Origin of the sequence: Bradyrhizobium glycinis (assembly GCF_016031655.1) — a bacterium.
Classification (GTDB): domain Bacteria; phylum Pseudomonadota; class Alphaproteobacteria; order Rhizobiales; family Xanthobacteraceae; genus Bradyrhizobium; species Bradyrhizobium glycinis.
Genome location: NZ_JACCHQ010000009.1, coordinates 180,107 through 197,893 on the forward strand (window position 1 = coordinate 180,107; position 17,787 = coordinate 197,893).

Annotated in this window: 14 protein-coding genes and 1 other RNA gene; 5 read left to right on the plus strand and 10 right to left on the minus strand. The window is 65.2% G+C overall.

The window, feature by feature from the left end; all coding sequences use genetic code 11:
- Positions 1 to 72: 72 nt before the first annotated feature.
- From HZZ16_RS16195 to HZZ16_RS16210, 4 genes are all read left to right on the plus strand, one after another.
- Positions 73 to 1,302 (plus strand): cytochrome P450, encoded by a 1,230-nt coding sequence (locus tag HZZ16_RS16195; protein WP_197949429.1) that lies wholly within the window; start codon positions 73 to 75, stop codon positions 1,300 to 1,302.
- A 132-nt stretch (positions 1,303 to 1,434) separates the two neighbouring features.
- Positions 1,435 to 5,109: an AsmA family protein gene (locus tag HZZ16_RS16200; RefSeq protein WP_197949430.1), complete on the plus strand. Its 3,675-nt coding sequence runs from the start codon at positions 1,435 to 1,437 to the stop codon at positions 5,107 to 5,109.
- Positions 5,110 to 5,448: 339 nt separating this feature from the next.
- Positions 5,449 to 6,567 carry a DUF2336 domain-containing protein gene (locus HZZ16_RS16205; RefSeq protein ID WP_197949431.1) on the plus strand — a complete coding sequence of 373 codons (1,119 nt, stop codon included), beginning with the start codon at positions 5,449 to 5,451 and terminating at the stop codon, positions 6,565 to 6,567.
- 31 nt (positions 6,568 to 6,598) lie between these two features.
- The gene (locus HZZ16_RS16210; RefSeq protein WP_197949432.1) at positions 6,599 to 6,841 is read left to right on the plus strand and encodes a hypothetical protein; all 243 of its coding nucleotides are present in this window, start codon (positions 6,599 to 6,601) and stop codon (positions 6,839 to 6,841) included.
- A 49-nt stretch (positions 6,842 to 6,890) separates the two neighbouring features.
- Here the strand turns inward: HZZ16_RS16210 and HZZ16_RS16215 are convergent, their stop codons facing one another.
- The 10 genes from HZZ16_RS16215 to ssrA form a co-directional block, all read right to left on the minus strand.
- Positions 6,891 to 8,597: an ATP-binding protein gene (locus HZZ16_RS16215; RefSeq protein ID WP_197949433.1), complete on the minus strand. Its 1,707-nt coding sequence runs from the start codon at positions 8,595 to 8,597 to the stop codon at positions 6,891 to 6,893.
- Entirely contained in the window at positions 8,594 to 10,108 is a 1,515-nt protein-coding gene (locus tag HZZ16_RS16220) for an ATPase domain-containing protein (RefSeq protein WP_197949434.1), read from the minus strand. The genes HZZ16_RS16215 and HZZ16_RS16220 overlap by 4 nt, the downstream gene beginning before the upstream one ends.
- A 298-nt stretch (positions 10,109 to 10,406) precedes the next feature.
- Positions 10,407 to 10,904, minus strand: a complete 498-nt coding sequence (locus tag HZZ16_RS16225; RefSeq protein ID WP_197949504.1) for a GNAT family N-acetyltransferase — start codon at positions 10,902 to 10,904, stop codon at positions 10,407 to 10,409.
- 189 nt (positions 10,905 to 11,093) lie between these two features.
- Positions 11,094 to 12,965: a ferrous iron transporter B gene (gene feoB, locus HZZ16_RS16230; protein WP_197949435.1), complete on the minus strand. Its 1,872-nt coding sequence runs from the start codon at positions 12,963 to 12,965 to the stop codon at positions 11,094 to 11,096.
- A 38-nt stretch (positions 12,966 to 13,003) separates the two neighbouring features.
- Positions 13,004 to 13,279, minus strand: coding sequence for a FeoA family protein (locus HZZ16_RS16235; protein ID WP_036006563.1), 276 nt, complete (start codon positions 13,277 to 13,279; stop codon positions 13,004 to 13,006).
- Positions 13,280 to 13,390: 111 nt separating this feature from the next.
- On the minus strand, positions 13,391 to 13,642 hold the full coding sequence (locus HZZ16_RS16240; RefSeq protein WP_025038043.1) for a ribbon-helix-helix domain-containing protein: 252 nt from the start codon (positions 13,640 to 13,642) through the stop codon (positions 13,391 to 13,393).
- Entirely contained in the window at positions 13,639 to 13,827 is a 189-nt protein-coding gene (locus tag HZZ16_RS16245; RefSeq protein ID WP_109144934.1) for a DUF4169 family protein, read from the minus strand. Before HZZ16_RS16245 ends, HZZ16_RS16240 begins: the two co-directional genes overlap by 4 nt.
- A 275-nt stretch (positions 13,828 to 14,102) precedes the next feature.
- Positions 14,103 to 15,536, minus strand: a complete 1,434-nt coding sequence (gene fumC, locus HZZ16_RS16250) for a class II fumarate hydratase (RefSeq protein ID WP_197949436.1) — start codon at positions 15,534 to 15,536, stop codon at positions 14,103 to 14,105.
- 88 nt (positions 15,537 to 15,624) lie between these two features.
- Positions 15,625 to 16,143, minus strand: coding sequence for an SspB family protein (locus tag HZZ16_RS16255; RefSeq protein WP_197949437.1), 519 nt, complete (start codon positions 16,141 to 16,143; stop codon positions 15,625 to 15,627).
- 116 nt (positions 16,144 to 16,259) lie between these two features.
- Positions 16,260 to 16,626: a transfer-messenger RNA gene (ssrA, locus tag HZZ16_RS16260) on the minus strand.
- Positions 16,627 to 17,025: 399 nt separating this feature from the next.
- On the opposite strand from ssrA, the gene HZZ16_RS16265 reads away from it, so the two are divergent.
- Positions 17,026 to 17,787 (plus strand): tripartite tricarboxylate transporter TctB family protein, encoded by a 762-nt coding sequence (locus HZZ16_RS16265; RefSeq protein ID WP_197949438.1) that lies wholly within the window; start codon positions 17,026 to 17,028, stop codon positions 17,785 to 17,787.

Genomic DNA, 17,787 nt, shown 5'->3' on the forward strand with positions numbered 1-17,787 from the left:
TCAGGGGTGGTTACGCCGGGCCATGGGCAGCCTTGCGTATTCGTGTCGTTCGGCAATCGATCCGAGGTCACCATGAACGAGCAAGTGCAACCATCTGGCGGACCGCTGTTCAACCCGCTCTCGCCGGATTTCATCCGCGATCCCTATCCGCACTATGAACGGCTGCGCACGGTCGATCCGATCCATGTGACGCCGTTCGGCCAGTTCGTCGCCAGCCGTCACGCCGAGGTCAGCCTCGTGCTGCGTGACAAGCGCTTCGGCAAGGATTTCGTCGAACGGACCACGCGCCGCTACGGCCCCGAGATCATGAAGGAGCCGGTGTTTCGCAGCATGAGCTACTGGATGCTGCAGGCCGATCCGCCGGACCACACCCGCCTGCGCGGCCTCGTCGTGAAGGCCTTCACCGCCCGCCGCGTCGAGGACATGCGGCCGCGGATCCAGGAGATCGTCGACCAGGCGATCGATGCCGTGATCGAGCGCGGCCACATGGACCTGATCGAGGATTTCGCCTTCCGCCTGCCCGTCACCATCATCTGCGACATGCTCGGCATCCCCGAGGAGCATCGCGAGGTGTTCTACAAGAGCTCACGAGACGGCGGACGGCTGCTCGATCCCGTGCCGCTCTCGCCGGAGGAGATCAAACAAGGCAACGCCGCCAACCTGATGGCGCAGATGTATTTCCAGCAGCTGTTCGAGTTGCGCCGCAAGAATCCCGGCGACGACCTCATCACCCAGCTGGTGCAGGCCGAGGAGGACGGCAACAAGCTCACCAACGAGGAGCTGACCGCCAACATCATCCTGCTGTTCGGCGCAGGGCACGAGACCACGGTCAACCTGATCGGCAATGGCCTGCTCGCGCTCCACCGCAATCCGGATCAGCTTGCGCTCCTGAAAGCGCGACCCGAGCTGATGACGAACGCGATCGAGGAGTTCCTGCGCTATGATTCCTCGGTGCAGATGACCGGGCGCGTCGCGCTGGAGGATATCGAGGACCTCGGCGGCGTGAAGATCCCCAAGGGCGAAACCGTGCTGTGCCTGCTCGGCTCGGCCAACCGCGATGGCGCGGTCTACCCCGACAGGCCCGAGCGGCTGGACGTGACCCGGGCGAACGTCAAGCCGCTGTCGTTCGGCGGCGGCATCCATTTCTGCCTGGGGGCCCAATTGGCGCGGATCGAGGCCGAGATCGCCATCGCGACGCTGCTGCGGCGGCTGCCGGATTTGCGCATCGACGATGTCGAGACCCCGGAATGGCGGCCGACTTTCGTGCTGCGCGGGCTGAAGCGGCTGCCAGCGAGCTGGTGAGGGGCCGCGCGCGTTAACTCCGCGCGCAACAGTCGCTGTGACATCGCCACACTTCCCCCTATATAAGGGGCTGTTCCGGCGCGCCTGAGGCCCTCAGCTTCGGCCCGGGCCGGTTTGGCCGAGGGGAGACCCGTGCAGACGACGCTGCTCGGATTGGCGATTGCCTTCATCATTGCGCTGCTGGCCGCGCTGATCGGGCCTTACTACATCGACTGGAACCAGTTCAGGTCCCAGTTCGAGGCGGAGGCCGGCAAGATCATCGGCGTGCCGGTGCGGGTGGCGGGCGAGCTCGATGCGCGCCTGTTGCCGGCGCCGACGCTGCGGCTGCGCGGCGTCACCTTCGGCGGCAACAACGATCTCGGCCGCCTGCGCGCCGACAAGCTCGACGTCGAGTTCAGCCTGGGCTCCCTGATGCGCGGCGAATGGCGCGCCACCGAGCTTTCGGTCGGCGGCATGGCGCTGGATCTCGGATTGGACGCGCGCGGGCGGGTCGATCTGCCCTCCACCGCGAGCGGCACCTTCAACCTGGCGTCCCTCGCCATCGAGCGGCTGAACCTCACCGGCCGCATCGCTCTGCACGATGCCGCCAGCCGTTCGACGCTGGAATTGAATGACATCGCCTTCTCCGGCGACGTGCGTTCGCTGGCAGGCTCGGTGCGTGGCGACGGCAGTTTCATGGCGCGCGGCGTGCGCTACCCGTTCCGCGTCTCCTCCGGCCCCAGCGCCGACGGCAGCGCCACTCGTCTCCACCTCAACATCGATCCCGGAGAGCGCGCAATCCTCGCCGATCTCGAAGGCGTGCTCGCCTTCGACAACCGCCAGCCGAAATTCGAGGGCGCGCTGACCCTCGCCGTGCCGGTGCCTAAGAAGGCGGGCGAGGCGGGGCCGACGCCCTGGAAGCTCGCGACCAGGCTCAAGGCCGATCCGGCCGGCGCGAAATTCGAGCAGATCGATGTGAGCTTCGGCCCGGAGGATACCGCCTTGAAGGTCGGTGGCGTCGGCGATCTCAGGTTTGGCGCATCGCCCTTGCTGCGCGCGGTGCTGTCGGCGCGGCAGGTCGATGCCGACAGGCTCGCCGCCAAGGACGATGCCGATCCGCAGCGCGTCGTATCGGCGCTGCGCGCAGGGCTGGCGGCGATCCCGCAGGCACCGATCCCGGCCCAGATCGAGTTCAATGCCGATCAGATCATGCTCGGCGGCCGTCCGCTCCAGAACATCGTGACCGAGCTTGCGACCGACGGCCGGTCCTGGACCTTCCGGCGGCTGGAGCTGCGCGCGCCCGGCATGACGCAGCTCTCGCTCAATGGCGCGACTCCCGGCGCTGACAGTTTCAGCGGCCGGCTCAGCGTCGAATCCGCAGATCCCGACGCGCTGGTGGCCTGGCTGCAAGGCCGCAGCGAAATCAACCGCCGCAGCACGCGGCCGCTACGTCTCGCCGGCGACATCACCATCGCCGCCAATCATCTCGCCATCGACAGGCTGAAGGCCGACATCGACGGCGGCGCCGTCGAAGGCCGCATCGGCTTCGTGCAAACAGATCCAAGCAAGGGCTCGCGGATCGATGCGGACCTCAGGGCCGACCGGCTCGACCTCGATGCCGCCGCGAGCTTCGTGCGCGCGCTGGCGGGGCCGCAAGGCGAATGGCCGGAAGAGGCAAAGCTCTCGCTCGATATCGGCCGCGCGATCTCCGCCGGCCAGGAGCTGCGGCCGTTCGCAGCCAGGCTCGCCTACAGCCCGGCGTCGCTGTCGCTGGAGCAGCTGCGCTTCGGCCAGGCCGGCGGCGTGACCTCGGAGGCGAGCGGCAGCTTCGACCGCGCCAAGACGACCGGCAAGCTCGCGCTGAAATCCTCGGCCAATTCGCTGCACGAGCTCACCGCGCTGCTCGAGCCGTTTGCGCCCGCGGTGCGCGCGCGCCTCGACGCGCTCCCGTCCTTGCCCGGCGCGACCCGTCTCAAGCTCGATCTCAGTCTCGACAAGAACGCCGAGCATGCCGATCGCAGCAATGCCCGTGTCGTGCTCGATCTCGACGCACCCCAGCTCAAGGCGACGGCGACCCTGGCCGCGCAGACGCCGGCGGCCGCCATCGGCGGCGTCGACCTTGAACGCCTGCGCAACAGCGACTTCACGCTCGACTCGAAAGTGGCGGCGCCGCAGGCCGGCGCCTTGTTGGCACTGCTCGGGCTCGACCGCATCGTGGCCGCGGGCGAGGGCGCCTCGCAATTCGAAGGACGGCTGAGCGGAGCCTGGCGCCGTCCCTCGCAATTGAACGCAAAGCTCAGCGGCGGCGGGCTCGATGCCGACGCGCAAGGCACCGTCGAATGGTCTGAGCCCAAATCATCTGAACCCAAATCGTCCGAACCCAAAGCGAGCGTGAACCTGCGCGTGCGCAACGCCAATCTGGCGCCGTTGCTCGGGAGCAGACCGGCCGACAAGTCGGCACAGAATGTCAGCCTGTCCTCCCGCCTTACGCTCTCCGGCAATCGCCTGACCTTCGGCGATCTCGACGGCAATGCAGCGGGCTCGCATCTGCGCGGCCATGTTTCGATGATGCTCGATCAGGACAAGAGCATCGACGGCGAGGTCGGTCTCGACTCGCTCGATCTGGCGCCGGCGCTCGCAATCGCCATTGGCGCAGCCGGTCGCGAGACCGGCGAGCCGCTCAGCGCAGGATTGGTCAGCGGCTGGCGCGGCCGGATCGCCTTCCAGGCCTTGCGCGGAACGTTGCCGGGCGGCATCGAGCTGCGCCCCTTCGGCGGCACGATCCGGAGCGACGGCCAGTCGCTCGCGTTCGATGCGCTCAAGGGCGGCGTCGGTGGCGGCGAGATGTCCGCGAGCCTGGACGCGCGCAATGGCGCGGGTGGTCTTGCGCTGAACGCGCGCATCGAACTCGGCAATGTCGATGCAGCGGCGCTGCGCTATCGCGACCTTGCCCTTCCCAAGGGGCGCGCCTCGGTGCAGATGGCGCTGACCAGCCAGGGCCGCAGCGTCGCGGCCTTGACCGGTGCGCTCGCCGGCAACGGCACGGTGACGCTCGAATCCGCCGAGATCGCCGGCCTCAATCCGCGTGCGTTCGAGATCGCCATCCGCGCCAGCGACGGCGGCCAGGTCAGCGACGACAACCGGCTGCGGCAGCTCGTCGAGCCCGCGCTGTCGTCGGGGCGCATCGCGGTGCCCTCGGCGCAAATCCCGTTCACGATCCGTGACGGCCGCCTGCGCGTCGGTGCAACGCCGCTGGAAGCGAAGAACGCCCGCGCCATCGTCTCCGGCGGCTACGACATTCCTGCGGACCAGGCCGACATCCGCGCCAGCCTGACGCCGATCATGACCGGGCTCTCCGGCGCCCCGCCCGAGATCCAGCTGTTTGCGGCAGGCCCGCCCGACAGGCTGAGCCGCACCATCGACCTCGCGCCGCTGTCGTCATGGCTCGCGGTGCGCACGATCGATCGCGAGACGCGGCGCCTGGACGCCATCGAGCGCGGCGAGCCACCGCCGGCCACCGCTGCGCTGCCGACGCTGGTGTCTCCCGATGGCGCGCCCGAGCAGGCGCCGGCCAATGTGCCGCTGCCGGGCCAGGACCCGCGCCGCGCGCCGGCAAAGCCCAAGGTGGCGCCGACCCCGAAGGCTCCGCAGGCCGCTCCGGCCGCGCCGAGCCCGCAACTCCCGAGCGCGCAACTCCCGAGCCCGCCGCTTGCCAGCCAGCAGCTCGCTCCGCTCCCGCCGCCGATCGACGTGAAGCCGGCCCCGGGCCCGCCGCCCGCCAAGCCCAGGCCGAAGCCGCCGCTGGTGCTGACGCCGCAAAATCCGTAGGCGACACGCTATCCAAAGCGCTCCGTTGTCGATGCTCGTCATGCCCGGGCTTGTCCCGGGCATCCACGTTCTTCGTGCGATGCGGCAAGGCGTGGATGGCCGGGACAAGCCCGGCCATGACGCGCGGAGAGGTTTCAGTGCCTCAAGCTTCTCGGCTCATGCGCAACAGTTAATCCATTCCCTCGCATTTGAACGAATTTTCGTCGGCAAAACTGATTTGCCGACTTTACTGAATTCTCGCGTTTCATCTCTAGCGTGGGTTCCCAGAGGAATTCGGCGTCGCGCCGCGAGCGGCGGGACGGCCCGCCAACGGGCTTGCCAAGAACTGGGGTGATCGAGATGAACGGGGCGAAATCGCTTCTGCAGGATCTGGACGACGCGATCGCGCGCGGCACCGACGAAAGCCGGGCGCGTGCATTGTGGCATGCGACCGACATCCTGATCACCGGCCGTTATAGCGACGACGAGATCAGCATGTTCGGCGAGGTGATCGGCCGGCTCGCCGACGAGATCGAGGTGGCAGCGCGCGCGCAGCTCTCTGAAGTGATGTCGGCCTGCGATCATGCCCCGCTCAACGTCATCGAAAAGCTCGCCCTCGACGACGAGATCGCGGTTGCCGGTCCCGTGCTGCGCGACTCCAACCGCATCGACGAGAAGATGCTGGTCCAGAGCGCCATGACCAAGGGCCAGGCGCATCTGCTGGCGATCTCGCAGCGCCAGTCGATCGGCGAAGCCGTGACCGACGTGCTGGTCAAGCGCGGCAACCAGGAGGTCGTGACCTCGGTCGCCAAGAACGAAGGCGCGCGCTTCTCCGGCTCGGGCCTCTTGCACATGGTCCGCCGCGCCGAGGGCGATTCGATCCTTGCCGAGCAGCTCGGCCTGCGCAAGGACGTGCCGCGCCACATTTTCCAGCAGCTGATCGCGAAGGCGTCCGAAGACGTCCGCCGCCGCCTCGAAACCGAGCGGCCCGAGATGATGTCGCAGATCCAGAGCTCGGTGACCGAGGTCACCGGCGATCTCCAGTCCAAGTTCGGCCCGTCGTCGCGCAGCTATTTCGTCGCCAAGCGCGTGGTCACGACGCAGTATCGCCAGGGCAATCTCAATCAGGATTCGATCTCGAACTATGCCCGCCAGCACCGCTTCGACGAAGTGCAGATCGGCCTGTCGCTGCTGTCGGCGCTGCCGGTCGACGTGATCGAGCGCGCGCTGATGGACCGCAATCGCGAGATGATCCTGGTTCTGTGCAAGGCTCTCGACTTCTCCTGGGACACGACGATGTCGCTGTTGTTCCTCGGCGCCAAGGATCATCTGATCACGGCGCGCGAGCTCCAGGATAACGAGCGCGAGTACGGCCGGCTCAACATCGAGACCTCGCGCAGCATTCTGAAGTTCTACCAGTCGCGCAAGACCGGCGCGGGTGTCGATGCGGGCCGTCAGCCCGAGCTCCAAGTCCACTGACAGGTCCACTGAGGAGAGGGGAGTACCTGCAATGTTGCCTCAATTCGGCACCGCCGTTCGCAAGAAGAATCTCGCCAATGCCGGCGCCACCGATCTCGGCGGCGCAGCTCCGGACAAGGCCTCGGTGGACGCCGCCTGGCTCGTGCTTGAAGCCGCCAACGACCTCGGCGATCATGCCGCGGTGGACGCCTGCCGCCGCGTCATCGACGCCGAGCTGAACGGCACGTCGGCCCGCAGCGCCGATGTCGATCTCGTGCTGGGATATTTCCGGTAAGGTTCCTGAGATCGCGCGCAGACTGGAGCGCACCGTAATCCGCGACCTCTCAGCAGGAGTTCGAACGTTTGGAGCCTGCAGCGCGCCGAAGACCTGACTTCGCCGCGCTCAAAGCCGCAGCGAGCTCGTCGATGTGATAGGGCTTGGACAGGATCTCGATACCCGCGCCTTCCGCTTCATGGACCGAGGCTTCGGCGTATCCGCTGGTCAGCAATATCGGTATGTCGCTTCGTCTCTTCCTGATCTCGCGCGCAAGCTCGATTCCGTTCATGCCGCCCGGCATCATGATGTCCGAGAAAATCAGATCGATGGGACGGCCATCTGCCAAGGCACCAAGCGCTGCCGCGGCACTGGAAGCCAGTGTGACCTCGTAACCGAGCTGACCGAGCATCTCGCTGACCAGCGCGGCAACCTCGTTATCGTCCTCCACCAGCAGGATCTGCCCCTGATTGCTCTTTTTCGGGCGCACCCTGGTGAGGTCGATGAGGTGTCGCTCGCCGGAAGGAGTCTCGAAGGATCGCGGCAGGTACAGCTCGATGCTCGTGCCTCGTCCGACCTCCGATTGAATTCGCACCGTGCCTCGCGACTGCGTCGCAAATCCATGGACTTGCGCGAGTCCAAGTCCCGACCCCTTGCCGATGTCTTTGGTGGTGAAGAACGGCTCGAACACCCGCGACATGATCTCCGGAGGCATGCCGACGCCTGTGTCGATGACAGACAGCCGAACGTAGTCGCCGGCGATCTCTCCATCGTTCAGGTCGGGTAGATTTTCGCCGCGCACGACGATCGTGCCGCCATTGGGCATGGCGTCGCGGGCGTTGACGGCCAGGTTGAGAATGACGAGCTCGAGCTCGCCGGGATCGACCTCCACCGGCCAAAGCTGCTCCGGAAAATCAAACTCGACATGGACGTCGCCCCTCAGGCTGCGATCGAGCAGTTCACGCATGCCGCCGATCTGCGCGGCGACGTCGACGGGCTCCGGCCGGAGCTTCTGCCGCCGAGAAAATGCCAGAAGCTGCTTGGTCAAGCTGGCACCGCGCTGCGCGGCCTGGATCATGCCCTCCATCAGGCGGCGACGGCGATTCGGATCAGCTTGGCGGTCGAGCATGTCGAGGCCACCGGAAATCACCATCAGGAGATTGTTGAAGTCATGGGCCACGCCGCCGGTGAGCTGGCCGATCGCTTCGATCTTCTGAGCCTGGCGCAGCGTCTCTTCCACGCGAGCACGTTCTTCCATTTCGAGGCGAAGCTGCCTGTTGGCCTCTTCCAGCGCCTTCGTCCGCTGGATCACCAGCTTCTCGAGCTCCTGCGCCGTCTGCTCGCGTGCCTCGAGCAGCGCCCGGATCTCATATTGACGCCGGCGGGCCCGCAGTGCGGATTGGACGGTGCTGGTCAGCGTGATCGGCTGAACCGGCCGTTCGAGCAGCGAAACGTTGCGGAGAAGCTCGACGATGCTGCGCCGCCAAGCGACGACCGCAGGCTGCGCCCGATGGCTGGTGAGGACGACAAAAGGGAGGTCGGACCACGGCGGTTGGTCCGCTATCCATTGCGCCAGCGGCCCGGTGTCCTTGCCGAACAATCCTTCTTCGGCCAAGAACACGGTGCCGACGCCAGCAGTCATTTCGCTGACAAGTTCGAGCAGGCTTCTGCAGGTGACGGCCGCCAGGTTCGCGCCGCGCAAAAGCTCGGCCGAAGCCGGTCCGTCGCGCCCGATCGGAGCAAAAATGAGAACCCGGTGATCCCGGTCTGCGCTCATTCAGCCGGTCCTTCGGGGAGTGCCGTGCCAGTATAGCGCGGATTGCCGGAAAAGATGCCGCTGAACTCCCGGAGTGGCGGGCCGAGCCTGATCCCGGAACCGCCGAGCCGGAACTCGCGGATGCTATGCTCGTGATTGCCGCTGCGCTTTTTCACGACCGACAGGGCGCGCCGCACCGTTCCGCCGAACTCGAAGTAGCGCAGCATCAGCACTGCATCGCTCAGATAGCTGAGGTCCAGCGGTGTATCCATCGGGCCCACCAGCCCGTGCTGGGCCAGGATCAAGATGGTGAGCACCCCCTGCTGAGACAGGAAACTGAGGAGTTCATGCATTTGCAGGATGAGAAACCGCTCATCCGGCATCGCGCTCAGATAGCCGTTGAGGCTGTCGATGACGATAACGCTGGCATTGTCGACCTCGACGCTCCTGCGCACGTTCGCCGCGAACTCGCCCGGTGACAGCTCGGCAGGATCGATCTGCTGAAACCGAATTCGTCCCGATTCGATATGCCTTTGCAGAGAGAGACCGAGCGTTCGGGCGCGAGCTTCGACCGTGCCGCGGCCTTCGTCGAAGGCGAAGAATACGGCATGCTCGCCACGCTCGGCGGCCGCGATCGCATAGGTGAGCGCGACCGAAGACTTGCCCACGCCTGCGGCGCCGATCAAAAGGGCGTTGGTGCCGCGATCGAGACCGCCCCCCAGCAACTGGTCCAGTTCGGGGTTGCCGCTGGACACGAATTCACCGACAAACGACTTGTGATGTTCGGCGGCGACGAGCCGCGGAAATATCCGCAGGCCACCTTGCGCGATGGTGAAATCGTGGAAGCCGCCGCGAAAGCGGATTCCGCGCATCTTGATCACGCGAAGCCGCCGCCGCTCGGCACCGTAGTCCAAGGCAAGCTGCTCGAGCATCACCACCCCGTGCGCGATCGAATGCAGTTGCAGATCGTCCTGAGAGGATGACAGATCGTCGAGAAGCACGACGGTACAGTTGCGGTTGGTGAAGAAGTGCTTCAGGGCCAGAACCTGGCGCCTGTAGCGGAGCGGGTTCTGGGCCAGCAGCCGCAATTCGGAGAGGCTGTCCAGCACCACGCGGGTGGGGTTGATCCGTTCGACCTCCTTGAAGATCAGACCCGTGGTCTCGCTCAGCTCCATCTCGGCGGGATGGAAAACCGTCAGCTCCCGCTCGGGATCGAGCGTCGTCTCCGGCGGGACCAGCTCGAAGATGTCGACGCCGTCCAGCGACCAGCCGTGTCGCTGCGCCACCAGACTGAGCTCTCGCTTGGTCTCGGAGAGAGAAATGTAGAGAACGCGTTCGCCGTCCCGCACGCCTCGGAGAAGGAATTGAAGCGCGATCGTGGTCTTGCCTGTGCCGGGCCGTCCCTCATAGAGATACATCCGGTTGGCATCGAAACCACCGCCGAGGATGTCGTCCAGCCCTTCGCTGCCGGTCGAAACTCTCGGCAAATCCTTGAGGTCGCTGCCCGGAGCAGCCGCGGATTGACCGGTCATGAACCCCCTTACGCGTAGCTTCCGAAATCTCACCTTGGGCTCCCGGGCGCGCCGGAAGCCGGATTTGGCTCAAAGGTCCGTTTAGGGAACTCTCAGGGTCGGTTTGAGTTCCCGCCCCGAAAAGCCAGCGCTCGCCGCTTCGGTGCTGCCGGCATGCCGGAGGCGCCGTGATGGGTCGATCAGCCGAAACTGGTATTTCGTGTTGGCAGCTATCAGGAAGATTGTGCCGACCGGCAGATCCTGTCGGTTCAAAAATGAACACAAGCGATCCACTTGCGCCCCGGTCTCGTTCTGGAATTCACCGCCAGATGCGATAGATCACGACGTCTTCGCCGTGACGGTTCGTGCTGCGCTCGAGCAGATAGTTCGATTTCTCCAGCACCCGGCGGGATGCAGCGTTGCCGACATAGACGATGCCGATGAGGGACGGCAGCGCAAGCTGCAATAGTCCGATGTCCGTCAGCGCGGTCGCGATCTCGCTTGCAAATCCCTGGCCCCAGAATTCGCGCTTGAATGCGTAGGCGATCTCGATCTCGTCGACATCGTCCACGACGATGTGCCTGATGCCCGCCCGGCCCGCGAAGTCTCCGTCTCTCGTCCGTAGCGCCCAAAGTCCGAAGCCATGCTGGTCCCAATGGGCCATGTTGGTCCCGAGATAGGCTCTCGTGACCTCGGGCGTCCGCACCCCGCCGAGATAACGGGAGACCTCGGCATCGCGATGCAGCGCGACGAGGTCGGCGAGGTGATCCTCGCGCAATCGCTCGGCGCTCAGGCGGTCGGTGGTGAAATGGTCCACGGAGACAGATCGTGGCGTCGGTGCCGTGTCGTCGTTCATGCTGCTGTCGCTGCGGGCTGATCGTGACATCATGCCATTGTTTTGCCCGACGGAGCAATCGGCGGCTTAGGATAATCCGCAACCCATTGATTTCACGGCCCCCGTCTACTGTGCATGGGGTTGTTTTCGCACTTTTTGTTTTGGAAGGGGCTAGCCGGCGCCGAGCGCGACCGCGACGTTGTACGTCACGAGGCTCGCCGCATAGGCCAGCACCAGCATGTAGGCGAAGGTCACCCCCATCCAGGCCCAGCTGCCGGTCTCGCGCCGGATCACGGCGAGCGTGGAGGCGCATTGCGGGGCGAAGATGTACCAGGCCAGCATCGACAGCGCGGTCGCGAGCGACCATTTCGTCGCCAGCACCTGGCCGATCTGCTCGACCGCTTCCTTGCCGCCCTCGATCGCATAGACGGTGCCGAGCGCCGCGACCGCGACCTCGCGCGCCGCCATGCCCGGGATCAAGGCCACCGCGATCTGCCAGTTGAAGCCGACGGGTGCGAGCAGCGGTTCGAGCGCCTTGCCGATCATCGCCGCCAGGCTGAAGTCGATGGCGGGTTCGGTCGCGCCCGCGGGCGGCTGCGGGAACGAGGCGAGGAACCAGATCAGCACCATCATCGAGAAGATCGTGGTGCCGGCGCGGTACAAGAACATTTTCGCGCGGGTGAAGATACCGATCGCGACGGACTTCAGGCGCGGCATCTTGTAGTCCGGCAGCTCCAGCATGAACGGCGCCGGCGCAAAATCGCGGATCATGAAGAACTTGATCACGAACGAGACCAATAGCGCGCTGACGATCCCGGTCGCGTAGAGCCCGAACATCACGAGGCCCTGCAGGTTGACGAAGCCCCAGATGTCCTTGGCCGGGATGAAGGCGGAGATGATCAGCGTATAGACCGGAATGCGCGCCGAGCAGGTCATCAGCGGCGCGATCAGGATCGTGGTCAGCCGGTCGCGCTTGTTGTCGATGACGCGCGTCGCCATGATGCCGGGAATGGCGCAGGCAAAGCTCGACAAGAGCGGAATGAAGGCGCGGCCGTGCAGGCCGGCGCCGCCCATGATGCGGTCCATCAGGAACGCCGCGCGCGCCATGTAGCCGAAATCTTCCAGGAGCAGGATGAACAGGAAGATGAGGATGATCTGCGGCAGGAACACGATGACGCTGCCAACGCCGGAGATCACGCCGTTCTGCAGGAAGCTTTGCAGCAAGCCGTCGGGCAGGGTGGCTTGCACCAGCTCGCCGAGCGAGTCGAAGCCGGACTTCAGCAGCTCCATCGCCGGCTGGGCCCAGGCGAACACCGCCTGGAACATCACGAACAGGATCAGCGCGAGCACGATCAGCCCGCCGACCGGATGCAATACGACGGCGTCGATCCGTGCGGTCCAGGTGTCGGGGCGAGCAGGCAGGCTGACGCAGTCGGCGATGATGCGGTCGGCCTCGCGTTGGGTGGCGCGCAGCTCGGAGACGCTGAGCGCGCGCCAGCTGTTCTCCACCGGCTCGACGGCGAGCTTGGCGGAAATCTCGTCGGTCAGCTTGAGCAGGTCGGCCGTGCCGCCCTTGCGCACCGCGATCGAGGTGACCACGGGCACGCCGAGCGCCTTGGCGAGCCGCTCGAAGTCGACAGTGATGCCGCGGCGGCTTGCGATGTCGAACATGTTGAGCACGAGGATCATCGGCCGCCCGGTGCGCTTCAGCTCCAGCAGCAGGCGGATGGTCAGGCGCAGATTGGTGGAATCGGCGACGCACAGCACGAGATCGGGCAGGGTCTCGCCGGAGGCCTTGCCGAGCACGAAGTCGCGGGTGATCTCCTCGTCCGGGCTGCGGCCGCGCAGCGAATAGGTGCCGGGCAGGTCGACCACGGAGACCTGGCGGCCGAACGGGGTGACGAAGAAGCCTTCCTTGCGCTCGACCGTGACGCCGGGATAGTTCGCGACCTTCTGGCGGCTGCCGGTCAGCGCGTTGAACAGCGAGGTCTTGCCGCTGTTGGGCGTGCCGACCAGGGCGAGATGCAGCAGCGGTGCTTCCATGGGATCAAGGGCCTTGCGGGCAAGATTCCGGTCGCGCGTCAGGCGACGATGATGGCCATGGCTTCGCGACGGCGGACCGCGATCGTGGTGCTGTCGACCCGTACCGCGATCGGATCGCGTCCGACCAGCCCCTCATGCAGGATCTCGACCCGGGCGCCCTCGACGAAGCCGAGCTCGATCAGGCGGCTCTCGAGCTCGACGTCCGAAAGCGCCGAACCAGCCTCTTTGGCAGCAAGGTGCTGGATGACGCCGGTATAGCCGCGCTGGGCCAGACCCAGCGGCATGTGCGAACGCGTATCAGTGGTGTCGGTCATGCCCTGTATTTTCAACGCCGGGCATTGAGGTCAAGCGTGCCCGCCCGCCGAAGCTGCACCTTAGAGCGATTTTAAAGTGCAGAGGCCGGGGGGCCGTCCGTCCCCCGACGGCTACTGGGCCGGGACCTTGTCCGGCTGGGCGGCCATGGCGCGGCTCTTGAAGTAGTCCAGGACGAACAGACGGATCGCCGACGACAGATTGCCCTGCTGACGGTTGTTGTCGATCTCGCCGACCAGCTCGGACAACGTCATGTTGCGCAGGCCGGAGATCTCTTTCATGCCGTTCCAGAACGCCTCTTCCAGGCTGACGCTGGTCTTGTGGCCGGCGACGACGATCGATCGTTTCACGACCGGCGACTTCATGGCTGCTCCTCGCGATCGATCCGGTGCTGGTCCAGATGCTCCTTGGCCTGGTCCGCCCGTTTCGCCTCGGACGACCGTTCCGCCTTCGTGCGCCCGAACTTCGCCCGGTTGGCGTCCGCCTGCTTCGCCGAGGCTTCCCGCTCGACGCGCTTCCTGAAACGATTCAGGTTGATGACGTTCCCCATGCCGCGTCTCCATCATCCGATCCTCTTCAGGCAGGATGAAACATTCAGAAACAGGGTGCCGCATTGCACCGCAGAAGACTTGATCGCCATTCGCTTGTCCTCGTCAATCGGCCCTTGGGGCCATCAAACGATGATTTCGCCCCGTCGAGGGCAGAAGAGCTGCGTAGCACGCCGCCCCGCCGCAACATTGACGGTAATCAAATCCCGCCCCCAAAGCCGCATATTTTTGGGCGCCGAGCGTCCGTATCATTACGGATGGCTATCGGAATTCGGAATCATCCCGGGCTCGTCATCTTCTCGGGGCGCACGAGGCGGTCGAACTCGTCGGCCGAGACGAAGCCGAGCCGCAGCGCCTCCTCCTTCAGCGTCGTGCCGTTGGCATGCGCCGTCTTGGCCACCTTGGCGGCGTTATCGTAGCCGATCTTCGGCGCCAGCGCCGTCACCAGCATCAGCGAGCGCTGCATCAGCTCCTTGATGCGCTTCTCGTCGGCGCGGATGCCGCTGACGCAATGCTCGGTGAAGGAGCGCGCGGCATCCGCCATCAGGCGGATCGAGTGCAGCATGTTGTAGGCCAGCACCGGCTTGTAGACGTTGAGCTCGAAATGACCCTGGCTGCCGGCGACCGTGATCGCGGTGTGATTGCCGAATACTTGGCAGCACACCATGGTCATCGCCTCGCATTGGGTCGGGTTGACCTTGCCCGGCATGATCGAGGAGCCGGGCTCGTTCTCCGGCAGGATCAATTCGCCGAGGCCCGAGCGCGGGCCGGAGCCGAGCAGGCGGATGTCGTTGGCGATCTTGAACAGGCCGGTCGCGACGGAATTGATGGCGCCGTGGGCCAGCACATAGGCATCGTTCGAGGCCAGCGCCTCGAACTTGTTGGCAGCGCTGGTGAAGGGCAGCTTGGTGATCCCGGCAACGTGCTTGGCAAACAGCTTTGCAAAGCGCGGCTTCGAATTGAGGCCGGTGCCGACGGCTGTGCCGCCCTGCGCCAGCGGGTAGAGGTCCTTCACCGCGATCTTGAGCCGGGTGATGCCGCTTTCGACCTGCGCCGCATAGCCGGAGAATTCCTGACCGAGCGTCAACGGCGTCGCATCCTGGGTATGGGTGCGGCCGATCTTCACGATTTTCGAGAACTCCTTCTCCTTCTTGCGCAGCGCGCGCAGCAGCTCGCCCAGCGCAGGGACGAGATCGGCATTGATGCGGCTTGCGGCGGCGATGTGCATTGCGGTCGGGAAGGAGTCGTTCGACGACTGGCTCATGTTGACGTGGTCGTTGGGATGCACCGGCTTCTTGGCGCCGAGCTCGCCGCCGAGCAGCTCGTTGGCGCGGTTGGCGATCACCTCGTTGAGGTTCATGTTGCTCTGAGTGCCCGAGCCGGTCTGCCATACGACAAGCGGAAAATGGTCGTCCAGCTTGCCTTCGATCACCTCGCGCGCGGCGCGGATGATGGCGTTGGCACGGCGCCGGTCGAGCAGGCCGAGCTCGAGATTGGACTGCGCGGCGGCGAGCTTGACCATGCCGAGTGCGTGCACGAGCGAGATCGGCATGCGGTCGGTGCCGATGCGGAAGTTCTGGCGCGAGCGCTCGGTCTGCGCCCCCCAATAGCGGTCGCCGGCGACCTCGATAGGACCGAAGCTGTCAGTCTCGGTGCGGGTTGCGGGGCGGGCAGTCTTCGTGCGGGTCGTTTTGGCCATGAGCACATCCATTCTGCCGCGCGAAACGCCGCACGGCCTTTCATGTGCTTCTCTATATAGACAGTTTGGGCGGGTGCGACGGCTTCGCGGCCAACCTAGATTATTTCTTGCGGAAACGATCGAGCCGGACGACCTCGGCGCCGCCCTGGCTCGGCGGGGTCGGCTCGTCGGCAGCTTCGGGCTTCTCCGCGGCAGGTGACGGGACCGATACGGCCGATGGCGCGGGCGCTGCCGGCAGATTGTCCGGCGCGACCTCGGTGACGTCGGAGGTGTCGAACTGGAGACCGAACTTCACGGACGGATCGAGGAAGCTCTTGATGGCACTGAACGGCACCACCAGCCGCTCCGGAATGCCGCCAAAGGACAGGCCGACCTCGAAACGGTCATCGAGCACGGTCAGGTCCCAGAACTGGTGCTGGAGGATGATCGTCATCTCCTCCGGATATTGCGCGAGCAGCCGCGGCGACAGCTTCACGCCTTCTGCCTTGGACACGAAGGTGATGAAGAAATGGTGCTCGCCCGGCAGGCCATGGGCCGCGGCATCGCTCAGCACCTTCCGCAGCACGCCGCGCAGCGCATCGCGGGCCAGCACATCGTATCGGATATGATCGGTCGCCATGGTGGTCCTGTTGCATCCAAGCAGCCGGACCCTGCCGATCCGACTCGCCAAGCCGCAATAGTATCGCGCCTGACGGGCGAGCAGGAGTCCCCGCCGGGGAAGAAATCAAAGTGTAAAGTGGAGGCTTCTGTTGCCAGGTGCCTCCGAACCCCGCCTAGCGGAGCTTAACCCACTAGGACTTTAGAGTGGTCTTTCAAACTGCGTTACGCAGCCTGAGCAACCGGAGCAAAGTTGTCGTTGGCAACTATTGCAGTAGCCCGATAACGGCGGAACAATACCGGGAAAAAGTACGCCCTTTACGCCCTCGTCGATCCTATTTCGCCCCCGCCAAAGCCCATCTTCGGGCTCGCCCGATGGTGGGCTTTGGTGGAGGCGCCGGGTACCGCCCCCGGGTCCGAATGGTTTATTGCGACGACCGTTTATTTCCATAGCCGGCGAACCGGCATCCCCAATATAGGGGGCAAAGCTTCCGAAAAACAGAGGGTTGGGGTGCGATCCTGCGGTTCCCTTTGGATAGGCTCCGGACGGCCGGGGCCGGTCGCTGTTCCTGGCCCTTGCGGCGGCAGTGCTGGAGACGCACAGCATCGCGGTCGAGGCAAAGCACCAGACACCGATGCGATCTCACAGCTCTCGCCAGATCCGAACGTGCTTATCGTGACGTTAATCCCCCTGAATTGCTGCACTGCTTTTGACCGCGGTGGTTGCGGTGGTCGCGTCCATCTCGCGCATCAATCCACTTTTGCTTCTGCCTGCCGGCGGCGTGTTGGGTTTTGCTGGCATTGTCTGATGAAAATCGCTAGGCAGTGATCCGGGCGGGGTATCCAGTTCCAGCCGATTTAGAACAACAGTGCTCGTGACTTACGGGTCGCGGAGGAGACAGACATGGCCGACACGATGGGCCACTCAGCGACGGCCACCCGAAACACCCGGCTGGCGCTCGGCTTTTGTCTGCTGGCGCTTGCGCCGCAGATTTTCGAATTGATCTGGTCGATCGGGACGATTTTCGGCTGGGGGACCGGCCGCGGTCCGGCGGCGGTCGTCACCAGCCACGCGACGGCGCTGCTCGCCGGCGCGCCCAGCGCCATGTTCGGATCGTTCGGCGGCGGCGCCAAGAAGATGTCGTCCGAGGTGCTGCTGGCGCTGATCTATTCCTACCCGGTATTTGCGGTCGCCATCCTTACGCTGTTCATGACCATCCGTTCGGCGCAAGATTACGTCGGCGGTGTCGTGCTGATGGCCGTTGCCCTGTTCGCGCTATGGGCGTCGAGCGATTTGCAGGGCATGCGTGGCTTCTCCTTCGGTGCGGGCACTGCGCCACGCATGTTCGGCGGGCTGCTGGTTGCCCTGTCTGCGGGCATTGCGTTGACCGGCCTGATCACGGAGGGGCCGGCGCTTGCCCATTATTCCTGGCGCGGACCGCTGTTCGTGATGGCGGCGATCCTGTTCTTCGCGCTGGCGATCCGGCCGCTCGGCCTCGTGGTCACGGCTTTTACCAGCTTCATGATCGCGGCGACGGGCTCGCACGAGACGCGCTGGCTGGAAGCGGCGATCGTCGGCGCCTGCCTGACGCTCGGCTGTGCAATCCTTTTCCCATACGTGCTCGGGCTGCCGATGCCGATGTTTCCGCGTTTCCTGAACCAGTGA